Consider the following 18,656-nt stretch of genomic DNA (forward strand, 5'->3'; position numbering starts at 1 on the left):
GTCTCTCTCCGAGCACCCACCGTGGCCAGCGACAGCACCGGCACGCCGACGCCCGACACCCCGGACGAACTGCTGGCGTGGGCGCGCACCTACGCAGGTACCGTCGACGTCGACGTGGACCTCGACGGCGTCGACTGGCGCGTCTCGAAGCGCGCGCGCCGCCGGGCCGGGGCGTGTCGGTACGACCCGACCGACGGCAGCGTGACCATCGTCCTCTCCTGGGCGTCGTACCGGGCCCACGGCTGGCGCGAGGTGGAGGCGACGGTCCGGCACGAACTCGTCCACGCCTGGGAGTTCCAGCGCTTCGGCGAGTCCGGGCACGGCCCCCGGTTCCGGGAGCAGGCCGAGGCCGTGGACGCACCGCGGCACTGCGAACCCTTCTCCGACCCCCGGTACGTCCTCCGGTGCCGGACCGACGACTGTGACTGGCGGGCGCGACGCTACCGCGCCTCGAAGACGGTTACGACGCCCGAGGCGTACCGCTGTGGCGACTGTGGTGGCCGGTACGAGGTCGAACACGCCGAGTCGGGGACCGCGTGGCAGGCCGAACCCGGCTACGAGCGTGCGCGGGCCGCGCTCGGCGACGAGTGGTGACCGCGGCCCTCGCCTCGTCCTCAGAACAGCGACGGGAACGCCGCCATCGACTCGATGTGGTGGGTCGGCTCGTGGTCACCGGCGTGGCTGGCCTCGTCGTACGGGACCCACACCGAGTCGATGCCGGAGGCGTTCGCGCCGCCGACGTCGGCGCGCAGGGAGTCACCGACGTGGACCGTCTCGGCCGAGTCGGCGTCGAGGCGGGCCAGCGCGCGCTCGAACGGTGCAGGGTGTGGCTTCGGTTCGACGCCGTTCGCCGGGTCGACGAACACCGTCACGTCGAACGCGTCGGCGATGTCCAGCGCTTCGAGCTTCGTCGTCTGACTCGCCTCGCCCCCGTTGGTGACCAGTCCGACCTGGGCGGCCGTCTCGCGGGCGTGTTCGAGGGCGCGGCGGGCACCGTCGCGGAACGTGACCGCGGAGTGGTCGACGCAGTCGACGTGGGCGTGGGCGAGTTCCCGCGTCGGTACCTCGCCCGCGTCGGTCCGGTCGGCCGTCGCCGCGAACAGCGACTCGTAGAAGCCCACTTCCGTCTCGCAGGTGCCGACGTCGTCGACGGCGGCGGCGACGTCGTCGACGGTGCAGAAGGGGTCGACGCCGGCGCGGTCGAACGTGGCGTCGAGGAGGGCCTAGGGGTCCTGTTCGGAGACGCTGAGCGTCAGGTCGAGGTCGAACAGGACGGCGGCGGGGGTCGACATGGTCGGCAGTAGTAGTGGTCGGCTCAAATGTATGTCGCCACCGTGCTAGTCGGTGGCTCGGTTCGAGCACGTCGACCCCGTCCCGGGGCGCACCCGTGTCGACGAAGACACCGGGCAGTGGCCAACGGTGTCGCTTCCGCCACGTTCAAGCGGGGTCCTGTCGCACTCGTTCGTATGGAGAGCGAACGCGAGGTCTGGCTGAAGGCCGACGACGAGGTCGGCGACTGGGAGGCCCGGAAGCGCCGCATCACCGCGGGACTGGAGTCGGGCGTCGACTGGGTGCTGGTCGACGACGCCGACGTGGACCGGGTCCGCGAACTCGGCGCGGTGAACGTGGCGGCGTTCCGGAGTGGCCGCGACGTGGACTTCATCGACGACGCAGAGACCGACGAGGAGAGCGAGGACGCTGTCGCCCCCGACGCCATCGTCGTCGGCAAGCACGGCGAGGGCGACGGGACCATCGACTTCCCGACGGACCTCTCCGGGTCGGCGGACCTCTCGACCCTCCGCCGGGGCAACGCCGACTCCGCGTACGTCCGCATCCTCGGGGAGGAGTACGAGCGCTTCGCCGAGGCGGCCGCCATGGACGCCGAGTACACCATCGTCGCGGGCGAGGACTGGACCATCATCCCCCTGGAGAACCTCATCGCGCGCATCGGTGCGGAGACGACGCTCGTCGCTGGCGTCGAGACCGCCGACGACGCCCGGACGGCGTTCGAGACCCTCGAGATCGGCGCCGACGCCGTGCTGCTCGACAGCGACGACCCGGACGAGATCCGCGAGACCGTCGCGGCCCGCGACGCCGCCGACCGGGAGCGCCTCGACCTCCGATACGCCGAGGTGACCGCCATCGAACAGACCGGGAGCGCCGACCGCGTCTGCGTCGACACCGCCTCCATCATGGACCAGGACGAGGGGATGCTCGTCGGGTCGATGGCCCGCGGACTGGTCTTCGTCCACGCCGAGACGGCCGACTCGCCGTACGTCGCCTCCAGGCCGTTCCGGGTCAACGCCGGCGCGGTCCACGCCTACGTCAGGGTCCCCGGCGGCGGGACGAAGTACCTCTCCGAACTCGCCTCCGGGGACGAGGTGCTGCTCGTCGACACCGACGGTCACACCCGCGAGGCCATCGTCGGCCGCGTGAAGATAGAGACCCGCCCGATGTTCCGGGTGGAACTCGACCTGGACGGCGAGGACCGCGTCGAGACCCTCCTGCAGAACGCAGAGACCATCAAGGTCCAGACCCGCGAGGGCCGCAAGGCAGTCACGGACCTCGAACCGGGCGACGAACTGCTCCTCTACTACGAGCAGACGGCCCGCCACTTCGGCGAGGCCATCGAGGAGAACATCATCGAGAAGTGACGGACGGACCGTCGTCCGACCGCCCAGGTTCTCGCGTTCGCTCGGTTCGCCGACGGCACGAACGCCCGCCGAGTCACGACTCCCGACCGGCGAGGACCTGGACGTCCTCGACCTCACGGGCGTCTTCGACCTGCTGAGCCACGAGACGCGACTCGCCGTCGTGCAGGTGCTGGCGACGCGCCGCGGGGCCGACGGCGGCCGTCACGCACTCACGTTCTCGGAACTGGGCGAGCGAGTCGGGGTCCGCGACGTCGGGCAGTTCGACTACCACCTCCAGCGACTGCGCGGGAACCTCGTCGAGGAGACGCCGGACGGCTACGAGCTGACGGAACTTGGACTGGTCGTCGGGTCGACGGTCGTGGAGACGCCATCGGACCCGTAACGGGTCCCCGGACTCGCCGTCGCGTCGCTCAGTCGAACGCCAGCCGTGGGTCGTCGTCCTCCTCGTCGACGACGACCTGGTCCCGTTCGATGCGGATGGAGTAGTCCGCGGTGTTGCTCCACGCCTGTTCGATGGTGACGAGGACGACGGCGTCGTTGTAGTCCGGGTCACCGGACCCGTCCGCGTCGTCGGGGTCGGCGTTCTGTTCGGAGAGTTCGTAGAGGAAGACGAACTGGTTCTGTGCGAGCTGGAGCCGACCCTGGTCGTCGATGCGCGAGCCGAGAATCGCCGAGAGGTTGCGCTGCTCGGGACCGCCCTCGCTGAAGTCGGGGACCTGTTCGCCGTCGGTCAGCACCACGAGGTTCGAACTCTCGCCCGTCGAGTCGATGGCGATGCGCTCGTCACCGGAGTCGAGGTCGGTACATCGCCACTGGTCGTAGTACGACCCGCCGACCAGGAGGTCTTCGCCAGTGTCCTCGGCGTCGGTGTACCAGTCGCAGGACCACGACGTCGCCCGCACCGTGATGGACGTTCCGGCGGGGTACTCGTGCAGGGAGTAGGACCGCGTCTCGTTCTCCGTCGGGTCGTTCAGGTCGTCGTCGGCCGGATTCGAGGCCAACCCGTCGTCCGGGTCGCCGTCCGGCCACGGGGTGTACACGTCGTCCTGTGCGACGACGCGGAACGTCGTCGGACCGTAGATGACGTTGTCGCTCGAGATGCCCGACAGTTCCGTCCCGAGCACCTCGACCGTCGCGTCGAACCGCATGCTGGTCCGTATCGAGTCGTTCTCCCGGACCACGTCGTAGGTGGAGTCGATGGGCAGTCGCACCGATGCGGTGCCCGCGGCGGGGTCGACGGTGGTCGTCGACTCGTTCAGCGTCTCGGCGAAGTAGCGCCCCCACGCCTCGTAGAACTCGCTCTCGACAGTGATGGTGATGTTCTCGGCGGGGTAACAGCCGGTGGCGTCGTATAGTTCGCGGACGAAGTCGGACCCCTCGTCGTCCGAGTCGGCGGTCCGGAGCGTCGCCTCGTCGCCCTCGAACTGTCCGGAGACGTTCGTCACGCCGACGTACAACTGGCCGTCGGCGTGCCGTATCTGCGGTGGGGAGACCATCACCGCCCCGCTGTCGGTCTGTTTCCAGATGCCGCCGGCCTCGTAGGCGAGTCGATTGCCGTCACGGTCCTCGTACCGGACGCTCCCGAGCGGCATCGAGTTCGAACACGACGTTTGCTCGTTGATGGTGAACGACAGCGTCCCGTTCTGGACGACCCGGTAGGTGCCGTCTCGCTCTCCGAGGTCGACGCGGACGGGTCCACTGGCGCTGTCTCCCACGCTGGCGTCGATCTCGTGCATGCTCAACTCGGCGGCGTCGACGGACGCCCGTTGCTGTATCGAGTCGACCGCGACCGAACCGGCGACCAGAAGCACGGCCGCACCGATGGCGACCATGCCGAAGAGCAGTACCAGTCCGACCAGCGGAGAGATGGAACGCTCGCCATCCGGGTTCGCGGTAGTGATGACCATCGGAACTAGCTCGGCCACAAGATACTCGTCTGCAGCTATTAACTTAGCGCTTCGTTCACGATGTTTGAAACAATTTTCTGCGTGGTATTAACTGGGGTGACAGGGAGTCGACATCGCGCAGGTGGAGTCCGAGCGCTTCGAGACGCCGTATACCACCGTCCGGGAGCAGGACGGTTCGAGCCGGTGAACGCGTCCACCGAAGTTCGCCGGTCGGCTACTCCGGCACGAGTTCGTGGGCACACCACGGACAGAACGCGAGTTCGTCGTCGAGTTCGCGCCCGCAGTTCGGACAGGACTCCGGCGCGGCGTCGGCAGTCGCGGTCACGAGCAGGTACACGTCGAGCATCGCCACGAACTCGACGACGCTCATCGCGAGGTTGGCCTCGACCGAGAGCGACGTCCACGCCGTGGCCACGGTATCCGCGAGCGACCCAGAGGCGTCGATCGACGGTCCGAAGAGGAACACGACGGCGACAGCCATGGCTGCGAACCCGGCGGCCCGAAGCCACTGGCGGACGTACGCGTGACCGAGCCCCGGGAAGAGGAACGAGAGGACGACAGCGATGACTGTGCGCCGCCGGACCATACCGTCGCTTGCGGTGCCGCACTCAATAGGGTTCGGTTTCTGACGACAACTGCTCGAGCAATCGTGCCGTCGTCTCGAGGTCGAACTGCCCCGGTGCCGTGGCGTCCGCCGGGTCGACCGGCGCGTAGCCGATGCGAGACCCGTACAGCGGTGCGACGACCCGGGAGTGACGGCCCACCTCGCCCATGGCGATGGTCGCCACGCTGTCGCCGTCGGCGGCGAACTCGCGGGTGATGGCGAGCAGGGAGAGCACGTCCGCCCTGTCGGTCGCGGTCACGGCGAGTTTGGCCACGTCGCCGTTTGCCAGTCCGTCGTCGAGCGCCGTCGCCATCTCCTCGCCGTCTCCCGCCCCCTCGAAGTCGTGCGTCGAGACGACGACGCTGACCGCCTCGCGCCGGGCGGCCTCGACCACACGTGCACCGTCGCCGTCGCGTACCGACGCGAGTTCGACGTCGACCGCCTCGACGCCGTCCATCGCGACGGCCTCGACCAGCGCGTCGAGGCGTGCCGCGTCGTCGGTCGCCTCGCCACCCTCCCACGCGACCCGGTTCGTCACGAGCACCGGCAGTTCGCCGTCGTAGTCGGCCAGGGCCGCCAGCGGGTCGGTGGCGAGGTCCATCCGGAACTCGACGGCGTCGGCGTGTGGGCGTGCGTCCGGCTCCGCGTCGAGGTCGGACGTGCTCGCACAGAGGACGAGCGAGTCGAAGTCCATGGGCGGGCTACTGCGCGGACCGATAAAAACGTGCGCGATGGCGGCATCGCTACCGGTCCAGTTACCACCGCCACCGTCGTAGAGGCGGTCGTGCAGCTCCGCCCCGAGAGGCCTGCCGACCGGGCCGCCGTCGAAGCAGTCCACCGTGTCGCGTTCCCGACCGACGACGAGGCCCTGCTCGTCGCAGCCCTCCGAGAGAGCGACGCGTTCGTGCCAGCCCTCTCCATCGTCGCGGAAGCCGACGGACGGGTCGTCGGCCACGTCCTGTTCACCGAGGTCACCGTGGACGGCACGGATGCGGCACTCACGCTCGCCCCGGTCGCGGTCCACCCCGACCGACAGGGCGAGGGAATCGGCAGTCGTCTGATCCGGCACGGACTCGATTCGTGTCGCGACGCGGGGTACGACCTCGTCGTCCTCCACGGCGACCCGGAATTCTACAGCCGGTTCGGCTTCGAGCCGGCGACGCCGCACGGCCTCACACATCCGTTCGACCTGCCCGACGAGGCCTTCCAGGTGCGGTGGCTCGTGGACGACGTGGCGGGAAGAATCGGTGGTCCCGTCGGCTACGACGCGGCGTTCGAGCGCCTGTAGCTCAGACGAGGCCGAGGTTGTCCTCGGCCTCGAGGAGTTCGTGGTAGCGGTTCCGGATGGTGACCTCGGAGATGTCGGCCACGTCGCTGACGGCGGCCTGCGTCGTCTTCTCGTTGGTCAGGAGCGAGGCGGCGTACACCGCGGCGGCGGCGAGACCGACCGGCGACTTGCCCGAGTGGACGCCCTTCTCCTTGGCGTTCTGGAGGAGTGCGCGTGCGCGGTGCTCGGACTCGTCGGAGAGGTCGAGGCCGCTGGCGAAGCGCGGGACGTAGCTCTCGGGGTCGGCCGGCCGGACCTCGAGGCCGAGTTCGCGGACGACGTAGCGGTAGGTGCGTGCTACCTCGTTCTTCTCGACGCGGGAGACCTCGGCTATCTCGTCGAGGCTGCGCGGGACGCCTGCCTGGCGGGCGGCGGCGTAGACGGCCGACGTCGCGACGCCCTCGATGGAGCGCCCCGGGAGCAGGTCCTCGTTGAGCGCGCGACGGTAGATGACCGAGGCGGTCTCGCGGACGTTCTTCGGCAGGCCCAGGCCGCTGGCCATGCGGTCTATCTCGCCGAGTGCCTGCTTCAGGTTGCGCTCCTTGCTGTCGCGGGTGCGAAAGCGCTCGTTCCACTTGCGCAGGCGCTGCATCTTCTCGCGCTGGCGCGACCCCAGCGAGTTGCCGTAGGCGTCCTTGTTCCGCCAGTCGATGTTCGTCGAGAGGCCCTTGTCGTGCATCGTGTTCGTCGTCGGCGCGCCGACGCGGGACTTCTCGTTCTTCTCCTGCGCGTCGAACGCGCGCCACTCCGGCCCGCGGTCGACCTGGTCCTCCTCGACGACCAGGCCGCAGTCGCCACAGACTGTCTCGGACCCCTCGCTCACGACGTTGCCGCCGCATTCGGGACACGAGAGGCTGCTGTCGGTCGTCTGCTCGTCGGTCTGTTCGTCCGTGTTGCTCGTTCGGAATCGTGTGCGTGCGTCGGTCATGGGTGCGAAGGCGGGGGCTACCGGCCAGGGTTTCGCCTGAGAAACCGGAAGCGCTGGTACTGTAGACAGGAGATGGAGCAACAGTTATTAAGCATTTTGGAACGCGTCTGCGATAGCCGCGATTCGTGGCGTGAGGCAACCATTTACAATCCAAGATAGAAACCTTGATATACAGTTGGTTACGGCCGCGGAGAGTAACGCACATCCCGCTCGCGACCCGACCTGGGTGTATGCGAGTCGGCATCGGGAGCCAGAATCCCGTGAAGGTGACCGCGACAGAACAGGCGATAGGACCGCTCCCCGGCGCGACGGTCGACCCCGTCGACGTGGCGTCTGGTGTCCCAGACCAGCCCACCGGTCTCGCCGAGACGCGGGCTGGTGCCGAGACCCGCGCCCGGCGGGCGTACGACGCCGGCGGGTTCGACCTCGGCGTCGGCGTCGAGGGCGGCGTGGCGTCGCTCGGGTCCGACGACCTGTACCTCGTCATGTGGGCCGCGGTCACCGACGGCGACCGGGTAGAACTCGCCGCCGGCCCGAGCATCAGGCTCCCCGACCACGTCGCCGCCCGCGTCCGCGACGGCGAGGAGCTGGGCCCCGTCATGGACGACGCCTTCGACCGGGACGGCGTCGCGCGCGACGAGGGCGCTATCGGCGTGTTCACCGGCGGCGAGGTCGACAGGACAGAGGCGCTCCGGACGGCCGTCGCTGGCGCGCTCGGCCCCTTCGTGACGTCTCACTACGGGTGACGACCCGTCTCACTCCTGCGGGACGGCCTCGGCCGTCTCGCGGGCCTCGGTGCTCTCCTCGACGGCCTCGGTGAGCGAGACGTTCAACGCGAGCATCGACACAAGCCCACCGACGACGGTGACGACGTTCTTGACCGCGTGGTCGACGATGGCCGCAGCGATGGCGAGTTCGACGCCGACGCCAGGTGCCAGTCCGACGACCAGCGCGGTGAACGCACCCTCGTACAGGCCGACGCCGCCGGGCGAGAGCGGGAGTACCTTCGCGAGGTTCCCGACGCTGACCGCGAAGAAGCCGACGGCGAGCATCGTCGCCACCGGGAGTTCGATGCCGACGGCAACCATCACGACGATGGCCGTCGCCACGTCGAGCGTCCAGACGAGCAGGCTCGTCCCGCCGACGACGGCGAAGGCACGGGCGTCGTTCGCGACGGTCTGGACGTCGCCGACGAACCCCTCCACGATGGCGACGAACTCGCGGGCGTAGGAGTCGTCGCTCAACCGGTTCACGACGGGGCGGACGAGGTTCCGGTCCGACCGCGCCGAGACGACGATGGCGAGGACGCCGGCGACCGCGACGGTGCCGACGCCGGCCGCCACGAAACTCGCGTACTCGGCGGCGGGCGCGTACTTCGGGCCGACGGCCTCGCCAGCCAGCGCGGCCGCGACGTCGCCCGCGTTCCCCGTCACGACGAGCGAGAGCATCACCGACCCGGCCAGTGCGGTGATGGTCAGCAGGTCGAAGACGCGCTCGACCGCCAGCGACGCGAACCCGGAGGCGTACGGCACGTCTCTGCGGGCCTTCATCACGTACGCACGGACGCCGTCGCCCAGCCGTGCCGGGAAGACGAGGTTCCCGGTCTGGCTGACGAAGATGGCTCCGGTGAGGAAGCCGACGTGCCCCGGGTAGCCGATCTCGTCGAGGATGTCCCGGTACCGCAGGCCCCGGAGGGGCCACGACAGCAGGTAGACCGCGGCCGCACCGCCGACGAGCGCCAGGTCGGCCTCACCCATGTACCCGAGCACCTTCTCCCACTCGAGGTAGTAGAACGCCATCAGGAGGACGGCGACGAACGTGAGCATCGTGCCGGCGACGATGCCGACGCGACGGTTCACGCGCGGGGAGACCGACAGTTCCCACCAGGTACGGACGACCTGGCCGCCCATCCCGAAGATGTCCCGGACGAGGTCGACCTTGGTGTCGCCCTTCGGTTCCCAGTCGACGGCGAACTCCTTGACGCGGTAGTCCCGGCGCTGGGCCTTGACGAGTACCTCGGTGTCCCAGAACCAGTGCTGGTCGTGGACGTCGTCGAGCAGCGAGAACAGCGCCTCGCGGTCGAACGCCTTGAACCCGCACTGGTGGTCGCGCAGGTCAGACCGGAGGACCAGCCTCGCCAGGAGGTTGTAGCCGCGACTCGGGACGCCCCGCTTCGCCGGCCGGTCGGCCTCGTGGCCGGCGATCCAGCGCGACCCGGTAACGACGTCGTACCCGTCGGACCGGACGCTCTCGACCAGTTCTTCGAGGTGTCGCATGTCCGTCGCGAGGTCCGTGTCGAAGTAGACGAGCGTTTCCCCGTGGCTGGCGCGAAACGCCCGTTCGAGTGCGCCGCCGCGACCGAGTCGCTCGTCGGAGTGGACGTGCCTGACCCGGTCGTCTTCGGCGGCCATCTCGTCCGCGATGTCCGGCGTCCGGTCGTCACAGCCGTCCTCGGCGACGACGACCTCGTACGAGCCGTCGGGGAGGAAGCCCGACAGCGTCGAAAGCGTCGTCTCGACCGTGCCCTGGATGGTCGCCTCCTCGTTGTACGCAGGGAGGACGACGCTGACCGTCACGGACTCCTCGCTCATTGCGTTCTGTTCCGCCATCCGTCGGTAAGAACCTTCTGAACCGTCGCCTCTCGGGGACGTTACCCTCACGTACCAACCGCCGACCGAGGCCGGTTCGTTACGGCGGTTCCGGGGGCGAAAATCACCAGACAGCGGCGGATTAACCTCCTGTACCAAACCCCCTAAGACACGTCGGGCGCATGGTCCATGTATGAGCACGAGCACGGTTGCGACCTCCGACCTCTCGGACAAGCAGTACCGTATCCTCGAGTACCTCCGCGAGAAGGCCCAGACGAAGACCTACTTCAAGTCTCGGCTCATCGGGGACGAACTCGGGATGACCGCCAAGGAGGTCGGTACCAATATGACCGCGATCCAGCGCGGCGAGTTCGACGTCGACGTCGAGAAGTGGGGGTACTCCTCCTCGACGACCTGGAAGGTCTCGGTCTGAGCGACCGTCCCCGAATCGACTGTCTGTCCCACCCATCCTTCCGTCCTTCCGTCGACGAGCGACGCCAGCGGTCCACGAGCGACTGCGGGCGACGTGACCTGTCGACGCTCCGTCCGGTGACCGCGCAGGCTATATCGTGGGACAGCTAGATTGATAACTAATAATGGTTAAGGTTGGGGTGAGGAGCATGACTGCGAACCGACTCACGCTGGAAGTGTACACCAGGGCCTACGCGGCGGTTTCCGAACCGGAGGACCACGTCGCACGCCTCGTTCGTACGCTGGTCGACGAGGGCGTCGTCGACGGATTCAGGGTGCACTCGTGGCCGAGTGCGGTGCGGATGGCCGACGACACCGACGTGGTGCGTCGCTACCGTGCGTTCGCAGCGTGGGCCGACGACGCCGGGGTCAGTATCGACCGCGCGTTCCGGTGTTGCACCGAGCACAACTGGCTGACCGGCGAGCACTGCGAGAAACTGGCGACGCCCCTGGTCACCCTCGCGGTTCGGCAGGACGACGACCTCGTCGCCGTCCTCCCCTGCTCAGTCGACGAGGACGAACACGTCTCCGTCGTCGACTACCTCGACGCCCTCGCCAGGGGCGAGGACCTCCTGGGGACGCTCGACTCGGGTGACAGGTCGCTCGCCGTCGCGCAGTGACGCGGTCAGCGGTCGAACCGGACGAGCGAGTCGGCGTCGCCAGCCAGCGTGGCCGCGTTCTCGTCGAAGGAGTCAGCGTACCGAACGACGAGCAACAGCACCGTCTCGGGTCGCTCGACCCGGTAGCCGTCCTCGCGCGAGAGCAACCCGGCGTCCTCGAGTTCGCCGACGTACTTGCTCACCGTCGGGCGAGAGACGCCCAGCGCGTCCGCGAGGTCCGTCCCGGACGCGTCGGGGTTCCTGAGTAACTCCACGAGCATCCCGCGCGGGGTCTCCCGCCTGAGGTAGCCCAGCGCGCGCTTCTCGAAGTCGGAGAACTGTCCGGCGGGGTAGAGGCGCTTGTAGTCGCCGTCGCGGTACACCTCGACGCTCTCGTCGTCGACGAGTCGGCGGAGGTGGTGCTGGGTCTCCCCGGTCCCCAGCTGGAGGTCGTCGCGGAGTTTCGAGAAGTGTGCGCCCGGGGTGGCGGCGAGGTAGCCCGCGATGGCTCCGCGGACGTCGCTCTCGCCGGTTACGTCGGATTCGGAGAAGCGGGCGAAGGGGCTGGCCGCTCCGAGCGCGGCGAAGCGCCGGAGGGTGGCACGCTTTCGCTCGTCGACCTCGCCCGACTCTCCCATGAACTGATGTCTGTTTGCGCTCCCAGCGATAAAACGCCTTCGCTACTCGGTCTCGGTCTCCTCCATCTGCTCTTTCTCGGCCGTGAACTTATCGTCCATCTCCTGGTCGACGTCGTGGTCACCGCCGCTGAAGTCGTCGGTCGACTGCTCGGTCTCTTCGATGACCTCGTCCGAACTCTTGATTTTCCGGGGGTCCTGGCCCTCCTTGACAGCCTGGGCCTGCTGTTCCATCTTCTCGATGTCCATCTCGGCCTCCTCGTCGATCTGGCCGAGTATCTCCTCGATGTCGTCGAGGCCGAGCATCTCTCGGGTCTCGTCGTCGAAGTCGCGGCTGTCGAGTTCGGCCTCCGTCTGCTTCACGTCGCTCCCGGTCAGGTGCTTGCCGTACCGGCCGAGCATGGACGAGAGCTCCTGGGGCAGCACGAACGTCGTGGAGTCGCTGGTCCCGATGTGTTCGAGCGCCTCCAGGCCCTTGTCGATGACCGCACGCTCGCCCATCGACTCGGCGGACTTCGCACGCAGGACCGTCGAGATGGCGTCACCCTGCGCCTCGAGGATCTGGCTCTGCTTCTGCCCCTGTGCGCGGATGATCTCGGACTGCTTGTCACCCTCTGCCTTCTCGACCGCACTCCGACGTTCACCCTGCGCCTCCAGGATCATGGCACGGCGACGGCGCTCGGCGGAGGTCTGTTGCTCCATCGCCTGCTGGACGTCCTTCGAGGGGTTGACCTCGCGGACCTCGACGCTCTCGACGCGGACGCCCCACTCGTCGGTGGGTTCGTCGAGTTCCTCGCGGATCCGCGCGTTGATCATCTGGCGCTTGTTGAGCGTGTCGTCGAGTTCCATGTCGCCGATGACCGCCCGGAGGGTGGTCTGGGCGAGGTTCTTGACGGCGTTCTTGTAGTCGTCGACCTGCAGGAACGCCTTCTTCGCGTCCATCACGCGCATGTAGACGACGGCGTCGGCGACGACCGGCGAGTTGTCGCGGGTGATGGCCTCCTGCGGCGGTACGTCGAGCGTCTGGGTCCGCATGTCGAAACTCCGCGTGCTCGACACGAAAGGCGGCACGAAGTGGATACCGGGGTCGAGCAGGCCGCGATACTGCCCGAGCACGGTGAGCGTTCGCTTCTCGGTCGGCTGGACGATCTTGACTGCCGACGCGAGTGCGACGATTATCAGTATGCCGATAATCGCGAACACGAACCCAAGTGTGGGTGCCAACTGTAACGGTGTCGGTTCCATAATCGTACCTCACGGCAGAGCTGACAAAAAGGTTCCTGTTTACTTTCCGACCTGTCCGGCGGGACCGGGCGGTTCAGACCGGTTCTGCGTCTTCGTTCTCCGTGTCGCCGTCGCGGCGGTCGCTCTCCTCGGACTCCCGACGTCGGCGTTCGCGTCGGAGTTCCCGGTCGATGTCGTCCTCGCGGTCGTCGGGGACGACCGTCAGCACGTTCCCGCCGCCAGGGTCGGTGACGATGACCTCCGTCCCCTCCGGTATCTCACCGAACTCGCTCCGGGCGCTGTAGTTGGGGTCGAACCCGCCACCCTCGGCGACCCGGACCCGGCCGTCGGTCGCGGTGACGGTCTCGGTGACCACCGCCCGGACGCCCCGGAGGTCGTCGGAGTCAGAGGTTCGGCCGCTCCCTTTCCCCCCGTAGAAGTCGAACTCGCGGTAGACCCAGAGGGTCCCGAGTCCGAACGCGAGGACCATCGCGGCGAGCGCGAGGGGGGTGGCTAGCGGGGCGAACAGCATCCCGAGGAGTCCCGCGATGAAGAGAGCGACACCGATGACGATGAAGTGTGCACCGGGAGCGAGCGCCTCCAGTATCATCAGCCCTGTTCCGGCGAGGAACAGCAGCATCGGGAGGAGGTCGACGTCGAGTATCGGCGCCATACGTCGGCTTAGGAGTCGTGAGGGATTAAGATTTTGCCGACGGGCGGGCCGCGGTCAGGGCAGGATGCTCAACACGTAGACGAACAGCGCGATGGTGCCGAGGACGCCGAGTACGACGAACACGGCGTTCTCGAGGTCGATGTCGCCCGGTTCGATGATCTCGTCCATGTCCGGGAACCCGGTCACGACGGCCTGTGCGTCGTCGCTGGCGGCACGTTCGACCCGCGGCGGGTCCCAGTTCTCGTCGTCGTCGTCCTCGATGCGTGGGCCGGCGCGGTCGTCCGGGTCGGCCGTCCGGTCGTCCCGGGCGCCCGCGGTCGATTCGTCGTCCATGCTGGCAACTAGGGACTCTGGATACAAAACGCACGTGGGTCGTGCCGTCCGTCTTGGGTCAGGCGTCCTCGGAGCGCCGACGTCGTATCGCCCCGTCGTAGACGACGCCGCGGTTGGCGTCGACGGTGACCATCCGTCCCGCCTCGACGTCGGTCAGGTCGGTACCGCTCAGCATCGGGACGTCCACCTCGCGGGCGACCATCGCGGGGTAGCCCGTCATCCCCGGTCTGGCGTCGACGATGCCGCCGATTCGGGAGACGTCGCCCTCGAACTCGTCGTCGAAGTCGGGGCCGATGGCGACGACGGCGCCGTCGGGCACGTCCGCGATGTCGCCGTCCGTCACGGGGGCGACCGGCCCGGTGACGTACCCGGAGACGACGACCCGGCCCGTCGCGAGCGTCTCGGCGGCGACGTGGACCTTCAGCGTGTTCGTCGTCTCGGCGCCCTCCAGTTCGGTCATCATCCCGGAGAGGACGACGACGGTGTCCCCGCTCTCGGCGGCGCCGGACTCGAGTGCGGCCCGCACCGCGTTCTCGACGATGGCGTCGATGCCGTCGTCGGCGACGGGGGCGTACTCCGCGGTGACGCCCCACGTGAGCGCGAGCTGGCGACGTACCCTGTCGTTCGGCGTCGTGGCGACGACGGGGACGCCGGGGCGATACTTCGCCATCTTGAGCGCGGTGTACCCTGACTCGGACGCGGCGACCACGGCCGATGCGCCCACGTCGCGAGCGAGGTAACGCGCCGACCGTGCGAGGGCGTCGGTGCGCGTGTCGGAGGCGGCCGGGACGCGCTGTTCGTTGAGTTCGTCGTACTCCTCGCTCCGTTCGACCTGCCGGACGATGCGACTCATCGCCTCGACGACCGCGACGGGGTGGTCACCCACGGCGGTCTCGGCCGAGAGCATCACCGCGTCGGTGCCGTCGAGGACGGCGTTGGCCACGTCCGACGCCTCGGCCCGCGTCGGGCGGCGCTCGTGGACCATCGAGTCGAGCATCTCGGTCGCCGTGATGACCGGCGTCCCCGTCTCGCGACAGTGACGGATGATGCGCTTCTGTATCATCGGGACGTCCTCCATCGGACACTCGACGCCGAGGTCGCCACGGGCGACCATCACGCCGTAGGACGTGTCGACGATGTCCTCCAGGTTCTCGACCGCGCCGGCGCGTTCGATCTTCGCGACGACGGGTATCTCCGCGCCGAACTCCTCCAGCACCTCCGAGACCTCGACCACGTCGTCGTCGGTGCGGACGAAACTGGCCGCGACGAAGTCCACCTCGTGTTCGGCGGCCAGGCGGAGGTCGGCCCGGTCCTTCTCGGTCACCACGTCGAGCTGGAGGTCGACGCCGGGCGTGTTGACGCCCTTTCGTCCCCCGAGTTCCCCGCCGGCGTCGACGCGAGCGACGACGGTCTCGTCCTCGACGCGGTCGACCGTCGTCTCGATGCGCCCGTCGTCGAGCAGGACTTTGTCGCCCGGTTCGACCGCCCGGATGCTGTAGGAGAGTCCGACCTCCTCCGGCGTCGCGGTGTCGCCTTCGACGAACCGGACGGTCGACCCCGTGTCGAGGTGGATAGGCTCCTGGAGCGGTGCCGTCCGGACCTCCGGCCCCTGCAGGTCGACCATCGTGGCGACCGGCCGGTCCGTCTCGCGGTCGACCTGCTGGAGTCGCTCGACGAGCGTCGCCCGGGTCTCGGGTGTCCCGTGACTGGAGTTGATGCGTCCGACGGACATCCCGGCCTCTGCCAGCGACCGGATGACACCGACCGACTCGGTGGCCGGACCGAGCGTACAGACGATCTTGGCGTTTCTCATGCCCTCGCCTACGACCGACCACCTGAAAAAGACAGGTGATTAACTCGCCACCGAGTACCTTTGGACGAGTGGACCGTCGTCTCCCGTTCACGTGCGCGTTCGGCGTCGACTCGGCACGTTCGTGTCGGCAACACACTCACAAGCCTCCGGGGAGACTATGGTAGCATGGCCCTGTTCATCTCCCTGGTACAGGTCCGCGACAGAGACGTCAACAACGTGCAGGACCTCGCCACCATCTGGGGCGAACTGAAGCTCGAGATCGAGGAGTTCGACGCCTCCCTCGAGGACACGTACGCTATCCTGGGTGACTACGACTTCGTCGTCGTCTTCGACGCGGCGGACCGCAACGAGGCGTTCAAGGTCGCCCTCGCCAGCGAACGCCACGGCCTCGACATGCAGACCATGGAGGCCATCCCGACGAGCGATTTCGGCCAGCTCGTCGAGGACATCTGACGGCCCCGAACCAGGAACGACGCCGCTCTGGCACCGGTAGCGAGTTCTTCCGACGGCGAACCGATAGCCGCCGGTGCGGTCGACGAGAACCACCCTGGCGGTCCGTCGGCGGCTTCGCTCTCGCAGTCACGAGCCGCAAAACGGTGGTCGACCGGCGGTCAGGCTATCGGACCTTCGTGCCCGGTTCGGCGTCGCTGTGGGTCGTCAGCAGGTCCGCCTGCTCGCCCGCCGCGAGGACCATTCCGTTCGACTCGACGCCGAACAGTTCGGCCTTCTCCATGTTCGCCAGCAGGACGACCTTCGTGCCGGGGAGTTCGTCCAGGTCGTGGAGTTGCTTGATGCCGGCGACGACCTGACGGGTCTCGAGGCCGATGTCGACCTCGAGCTTCGCCAGTTTGTCCGAGTCCTCGATGGGCTCGGCCGACTCGATGCGGCCGACGCGGATGTCGAGTGCCTCGAAGTCTTCGAAGCCGATGCGGTCCTCCAGCAGGAGTTCGAGTTCGTCGCTCACGTCCTCCCCCTCGTCCGCGGGGGTCTCGTCGCTTTCGCTTTCGGTGGCGGTCGCCGCTTCGACCCGTGCGTCCAGTTTCTCGTTCAGTTCCTCGACGCGGTCGTCCTCGACCTGTTCGAACAGCTCCTCGGGTTCGTCGAACTCGGCCGCGGGCGGTTCGAGCGCCGCGTCGACGGGTACGTCGTGGACGTCGCCCTCGCCGCCGACCTGTGCCCACGCGAGTTCGGCCTTGCCGGGCGTGACGGGTTCGAGCAGCACCGTGACGGCCTTCGCGAGCTGGACGCAGTCGCGGATGACCGGCGCGGCCTCCTCGTCGTCGAGCTTCCAGGGCTCGTTGCGCTGGATGTACTCGTTGCCGAACTGGGCGAGTTTGACCGCGGCGTCGCCCGCACGACGGATCTCGTACTCGTTGACGGCGTCGGTGAAGTCGTCGATGGCCTCCTCGATGCGGGCCTCGACCTCCGCCGAGAGGTCGGCGTCGGGCGTCCCACCGAAGTTACGCTGGGCGAACAGCAGGCTCCGGTAGAGGAAGTTCCCGACCGTGCCGACGAGTTCGCCGTTGACGCGCTCCTGGAAGCGGTCCCAGGAGAAGTCGAGGTCCTGCTGGAAGCCGCCCATCGTCGTCAGGTAGTACCGGATGAGGTCCGGGTGGAAGCCCTCGTCGAGGTACTCGCGGGCCCAGATGGCGCGGTTCCGGGAGGTCGACAGGCCCTTCCCGTTGATGGTGACGAAGCCGGTCGCACAGATGGCGCGCGGTTCGCTGAAGTCGGCGACCTCCAGCATCGCCGGCCAGAAGATGGTGTGGTGCTGGATGATGTCGCGGCCGATGACGTGGACGACCTCGCCGCCGGCCTCGCCGGTTTCGCTCTCGCGCCAGACCGTCTCCCAGTCGTACACCTCGGGACCGACGCGCTCCGTGTACTGTTTCGTCGAGGAGATGTACTCGATGGGCGCGTCGACCCAGACGTAGAGCACGAGGTCCTCCTCGCCGGGGTAGTCGATGCCCCAGTCGAGGTCGCGCGTGATGCACCAGTCCTCCAGGCCGGACTCGATCCACTCGCGGGGCTGGTTCCGGGCGTTCGAGGTCCCTTCGAGGCGGTCGAGGAAGCCCGAGAGGTAGTCCGAGAGTTCGGAGACGCGGAAGAACTTGTGCGTCCGTTCGCGGTACTCCGCCGGGTTCCCGGTCCGGGTCGACACGGGGTCCTCTATCTCGCCGGGTTCGAGGTGACGGCCGCAGCCCTCGTCGCACTCGTCGCCGCGGGCGTGGGCCCCACAGTAGGGGCAGGTCCCTTCGACGTAGCGGTCGGGCAGAGGCTGGTCCTCGATGGGGTCCCAGGCGACCTTTATCTCCTTCTCGTAGACGTATCCCTCGGCATCGAGCGTCCGGACGATGTCCTGCGTCAGCTCGGTGTTCGTCTCGTCGTGGGTGTGGCCGTAGTTGTCGAAGTCGACGTTGAACTTCGGGAACGTCTCCAGGTACTGTTCGTGGTACGACAGCGCGAACTCCTCGGGGGAGACGCCCTCCTCGTCGGCGTTGACGGCGATGGGCGTGCCGTGCATGTCGGACCCGCAGACGAACGCCGTCTGCTGGCCGAGTTTACGCAGGGCGCGACTGAACACGTCGCCTGCCGTGTACGAGCGCAGGTGGCCGACGTGCAGGTCGCCGTTGGCGTACGGCAACCCACACGTCACCACCGCGGGGCGGTCCGTCGGAAACGTATCGTGACTCATGGTGTTGTGAACTCGTGGTGCGGGCCTAAAACCCGCGGATTCCGGTCGACCGACGATGCGCGACGTCGTCGGGGGTTCCGACCGCGTGGAGAACTCGTATGACCGACCCAGTCCACGGTCGTCCGTCCCGACGCACGGCTCAGAACGGGCGCATACGGCGGTTCGTGGGGGTCGGCATCGTCACTGGGTCAGCGTCGGCACCGGG

General features: G+C 68.1%; 20 protein-coding genes. 8 read left to right on the plus strand and 12 right to left on the minus strand.

Annotation, left to right across the window (positions count from 1 at the left end; genetic code table 11):
* Nucleotides 1–21 precede the first annotated feature (21 nt).
* On the plus strand, nucleotides 22–594 hold the full coding sequence (locus ACSC1W_RS02085) for a SprT family zinc-dependent metalloprotease (RefSeq protein WP_435344974.1): 573 nt from the start codon (nucleotides 22–24) through the stop codon (nucleotides 592–594).
* Nucleotides 595–614: 20 nt separating this feature from the next.
* On the opposite strand, the gene ACSC1W_RS02090 is transcribed toward ACSC1W_RS02085, so the two are convergent.
* Nucleotides 615–1,121 (minus strand): HAD family hydrolase, encoded by a 507-nt coding sequence (locus ACSC1W_RS02090; protein WP_435344976.1) that lies wholly within the window; start codon nucleotides 1,119–1,121, stop codon nucleotides 615–617.
* 345 nt (nucleotides 1,122–1,466) lie between these two features.
* Between ACSC1W_RS02090 and ACSC1W_RS02095 the strand changes: the two genes are divergently transcribed.
* Both ACSC1W_RS02095 and ACSC1W_RS02100 read left to right on the plus strand, forming a co-directional pair.
* Nucleotides 1,467–2,654, plus strand: coding sequence for a 3-dehydroquinate synthase II (locus ACSC1W_RS02095; protein ID WP_435344977.1), 1,188 nt, complete (start codon nucleotides 1,467–1,469; stop codon nucleotides 2,652–2,654).
* 133 nt (nucleotides 2,655–2,787) lie between these two features.
* Nucleotides 2,788–3,036 (plus strand): DUF7347 domain-containing protein, encoded by a 249-nt coding sequence (locus ACSC1W_RS02100; RefSeq protein WP_435345996.1) that lies wholly within the window; start codon nucleotides 2,788–2,790, stop codon nucleotides 3,034–3,036.
* A gap of 28 nt (nucleotides 3,037–3,064) precedes the next feature.
* On the opposite strand, the gene ACSC1W_RS02105 is transcribed toward ACSC1W_RS02100, so the two are convergent.
* The 3 genes from ACSC1W_RS02105 to ACSC1W_RS02115 form a co-directional block, all read right to left on the minus strand.
* A complete protein-coding gene (locus ACSC1W_RS02105) occupies nucleotides 3,065–4,561 on the minus strand; it encodes a DUF7289 family protein (RefSeq protein WP_435344979.1) in 1,497 nt (498 codons plus the stop codon).
* 214 nt (nucleotides 4,562–4,775) lie between these two features.
* Complete coding sequence (locus tag ACSC1W_RS02110) at nucleotides 4,776–5,147, minus strand: DUF6677 family protein (protein WP_435344981.1); 372 nt, start codon at nucleotides 5,145–5,147, stop codon at nucleotides 4,776–4,778.
* A gap of 22 nt (nucleotides 5,148–5,169) precedes the next feature.
* Nucleotides 5,170–5,859, minus strand: coding sequence for a type I 3-dehydroquinate dehydratase (locus ACSC1W_RS02115; RefSeq protein WP_435344982.1), 690 nt, complete (start codon nucleotides 5,857–5,859; stop codon nucleotides 5,170–5,172).
* A 90-nt stretch (nucleotides 5,860–5,949) separates the two neighbouring features.
* Between ACSC1W_RS02115 and ACSC1W_RS02120 the strand changes: the two genes are divergently transcribed.
* Nucleotides 5,950–6,453 (plus strand): GNAT family N-acetyltransferase, encoded by a 504-nt coding sequence (locus ACSC1W_RS02120; protein WP_435344984.1) that lies wholly within the window; start codon nucleotides 5,950–5,952, stop codon nucleotides 6,451–6,453.
* A 1-nt stretch (nucleotide 6,454) separates the two neighbouring features.
* On the opposite strand, the gene ACSC1W_RS02125 is transcribed toward ACSC1W_RS02120, so the two are convergent.
* The gene (locus ACSC1W_RS02125; RefSeq protein WP_435344986.1) at nucleotides 6,455–7,420 is read right to left on the minus strand and encodes a transcription initiation factor IIB; all 966 of its coding nucleotides are present in this window, start codon (nucleotides 7,418–7,420) and stop codon (nucleotides 6,455–6,457) included.
* Nucleotides 7,421–7,650: 230 nt separating this feature from the next.
* Here ACSC1W_RS02125 and yjjX point away from each other — a divergent pair, with 230 nt between their 5' ends.
* Nucleotides 7,651–8,166 carry an inosine/xanthosine triphosphatase gene (yjjX, locus tag ACSC1W_RS02130; RefSeq protein WP_435344988.1) on the plus strand — a complete coding sequence of 172 codons (516 nt, stop codon included), beginning with the start codon at nucleotides 7,651–7,653 and terminating at the stop codon, nucleotides 8,164–8,166.
* Nucleotides 8,167–8,175: 9 nt separating this feature from the next.
* Here yjjX and ACSC1W_RS02135 read toward each other — a convergent pair whose 3' ends face one another.
* Nucleotides 8,176–10,011, minus strand: a complete 1,836-nt coding sequence (locus ACSC1W_RS02135; protein WP_435344990.1) for a flippase-like domain-containing protein — start codon at nucleotides 10,009–10,011, stop codon at nucleotides 8,176–8,178.
* A 190-nt stretch (nucleotides 10,012–10,201) separates the two neighbouring features.
* Here ACSC1W_RS02135 and ACSC1W_RS02140 point away from each other — a divergent pair, with 190 nt between their 5' ends.
* Together ACSC1W_RS02140 and ACSC1W_RS02145 are read left to right on the plus strand one after the other, a co-directional pair.
* Nucleotides 10,202–10,441: a DUF7123 family protein gene (locus tag ACSC1W_RS02140; protein ID WP_435344991.1), complete on the plus strand. Its 240-nt coding sequence runs from the start codon at nucleotides 10,202–10,204 to the stop codon at nucleotides 10,439–10,441.
* Nucleotides 10,442–10,628: 187 nt separating this feature from the next.
* The gene (locus ACSC1W_RS02145; protein ID WP_435344993.1) at nucleotides 10,629–11,099 is read left to right on the plus strand and encodes an HTH domain-containing protein; all 471 of its coding nucleotides are present in this window, start codon (nucleotides 10,629–10,631) and stop codon (nucleotides 11,097–11,099) included.
* Nucleotides 11,100–11,104: 5 nt separating this feature from the next.
* Here the strand turns inward: ACSC1W_RS02145 and ACSC1W_RS02150 are convergent, their stop codons facing one another.
* From ACSC1W_RS02150 to pyk, 5 genes are all read right to left on the minus strand, one after another.
* Nucleotides 11,105–11,716 carry a winged helix-turn-helix transcriptional regulator gene (locus ACSC1W_RS02150; protein WP_435344995.1) on the minus strand — a complete coding sequence of 204 codons (612 nt, stop codon included), beginning with the start codon at nucleotides 11,714–11,716 and terminating at the stop codon, nucleotides 11,105–11,107.
* Between the two features lie 42 nt (nucleotides 11,717–11,758).
* On the minus strand, nucleotides 11,759–12,958 hold the full coding sequence (locus ACSC1W_RS02155; protein ID WP_435344997.1) for an SPFH domain-containing protein: 1,200 nt from the start codon (nucleotides 12,956–12,958) through the stop codon (nucleotides 11,759–11,761).
* A 73-nt stretch (nucleotides 12,959–13,031) separates the two neighbouring features.
* Nucleotides 13,032–13,610: an NfeD family protein gene (locus tag ACSC1W_RS02160; protein WP_435344998.1), complete on the minus strand. Its 579-nt coding sequence runs from the start codon at nucleotides 13,608–13,610 to the stop codon at nucleotides 13,032–13,034.
* Nucleotides 13,611–13,664: 54 nt separating this feature from the next.
* Entirely contained in the window at nucleotides 13,665–13,943 is a 279-nt protein-coding gene (locus ACSC1W_RS02165; protein ID WP_435345000.1) for a DUF7312 domain-containing protein, read from the minus strand.
* Between the two features lie 58 nt (nucleotides 13,944–14,001).
* Nucleotides 14,002–15,756 carry a pyruvate kinase gene (gene pyk / locus ACSC1W_RS02170; RefSeq protein ID WP_435345002.1) on the minus strand — a complete coding sequence of 585 codons (1,755 nt, stop codon included), beginning with the start codon at nucleotides 15,754–15,756 and terminating at the stop codon, nucleotides 14,002–14,004.
* Between the two features lie 165 nt (nucleotides 15,757–15,921).
* On the opposite strand from pyk, the gene ACSC1W_RS02175 reads away from it, so the two are divergent.
* The gene (locus ACSC1W_RS02175; protein ID WP_435345004.1) at nucleotides 15,922–16,209 is read left to right on the plus strand and encodes a GYD domain-containing protein; all 288 of its coding nucleotides are present in this window, start codon (nucleotides 15,922–15,924) and stop codon (nucleotides 16,207–16,209) included.
* Between the two features lie 163 nt (nucleotides 16,210–16,372).
* Here the strand turns inward: ACSC1W_RS02175 and metG are convergent, their stop codons facing one another.
* Complete coding sequence (gene metG / locus ACSC1W_RS02180; protein WP_435345006.1) at nucleotides 16,373–18,451, minus strand: methionine--tRNA ligase; 2,079 nt, start codon at nucleotides 18,449–18,451, stop codon at nucleotides 16,373–16,375.
* Nucleotides 18,452–18,656 lie beyond the last annotated feature (205 nt).

Source organism: Haloarchaeobius marinus (genome assembly GCF_051207415.1).
GTDB lineage: Archaea > Halobacteriota > Halobacteria > Halobacteriales > Natrialbaceae > Haloarchaeobius.

Bases quoted from the DNA above. Each gene is read 5' to 3' on its own strand.
- ACSC1W_RS02095 (WP_435344977.1), top strand. From the start codon at position 1,467: ATGGAGAGCGAACGCGAGGTCTGGCTGAAGGCCGACGACGAGGTCGGC.
- ACSC1W_RS02105 (WP_435344979.1), bottom strand. From the start codon at position 4,561: ATGGTCATCACTACCGCGAACCCGGATGGCGAGCGTTCCATCTCTCCG.
- ACSC1W_RS02110 (WP_435344981.1), bottom strand. From the start codon at position 5,147: ATGGTCCGGCGGCGCACAGTCATCGCTGTCGTCCTCTCGTTCCTCTTC.
- ACSC1W_RS02115 (WP_435344982.1), bottom strand. From the start codon at position 5,859: ATGGACTTCGACTCGCTCGTCCTCTGTGCGAGCACGTCCGACCTCGAC.
- ACSC1W_RS02125 (WP_435344986.1), bottom strand. From the start codon at position 7,420: ATGACCGACGCACGCACACGATTCCGAACGAGCAACACGGACGAACAG.
- yjjX (WP_435344988.1), top strand. From the start codon at position 7,651: ATGCGAGTCGGCATCGGGAGCCAGAATCCCGTGAAGGTGACCGCGACA.
- ACSC1W_RS02135 (WP_435344990.1), bottom strand. From the start codon at position 10,011: ATGAGCGAGGAGTCCGTGACGGTCAGCGTCGTCCTCCCTGCGTACAAC.
- ACSC1W_RS02140 (WP_435344991.1), top strand. From the start codon at position 10,202: ATGAGCACGAGCACGGTTGCGACCTCCGACCTCTCGGACAAGCAGTAC.
- ACSC1W_RS02145 (WP_435344993.1), top strand. From the start codon at position 10,629: ATGACTGCGAACCGACTCACGCTGGAAGTGTACACCAGGGCCTACGCG.
- ACSC1W_RS02150 (WP_435344995.1), bottom strand. From the start codon at position 11,716: ATGGGAGAGTCGGGCGAGGTCGACGAGCGAAAGCGTGCCACCCTCCGG.
- ACSC1W_RS02155 (WP_435344997.1), bottom strand. From the start codon at position 12,958: ATGGAACCGACACCGTTACAGTTGGCACCCACACTTGGGTTCGTGTTC.
- ACSC1W_RS02160 (WP_435344998.1), bottom strand. From the start codon at position 13,610: ATGGCGCCGATACTCGACGTCGACCTCCTCCCGATGCTGCTGTTCCTC.
- ACSC1W_RS02165 (WP_435345000.1), bottom strand. From the start codon at position 13,943: ATGGACGACGAATCGACCGCGGGCGCCCGGGACGACCGGACGGCCGAC.
- pyk (WP_435345002.1), bottom strand. From the start codon at position 15,756: ATGAGAAACGCCAAGATCGTCTGTACGCTCGGTCCGGCCACCGAGTCG.
- ACSC1W_RS02175 (WP_435345004.1), top strand. From the start codon at position 15,922: ATGGCCCTGTTCATCTCCCTGGTACAGGTCCGCGACAGAGACGTCAAC.
- metG (WP_435345006.1), bottom strand. From the start codon at position 18,451: ATGAGTCACGATACGTTTCCGACGGACCGCCCCGCGGTGGTGACGTGT.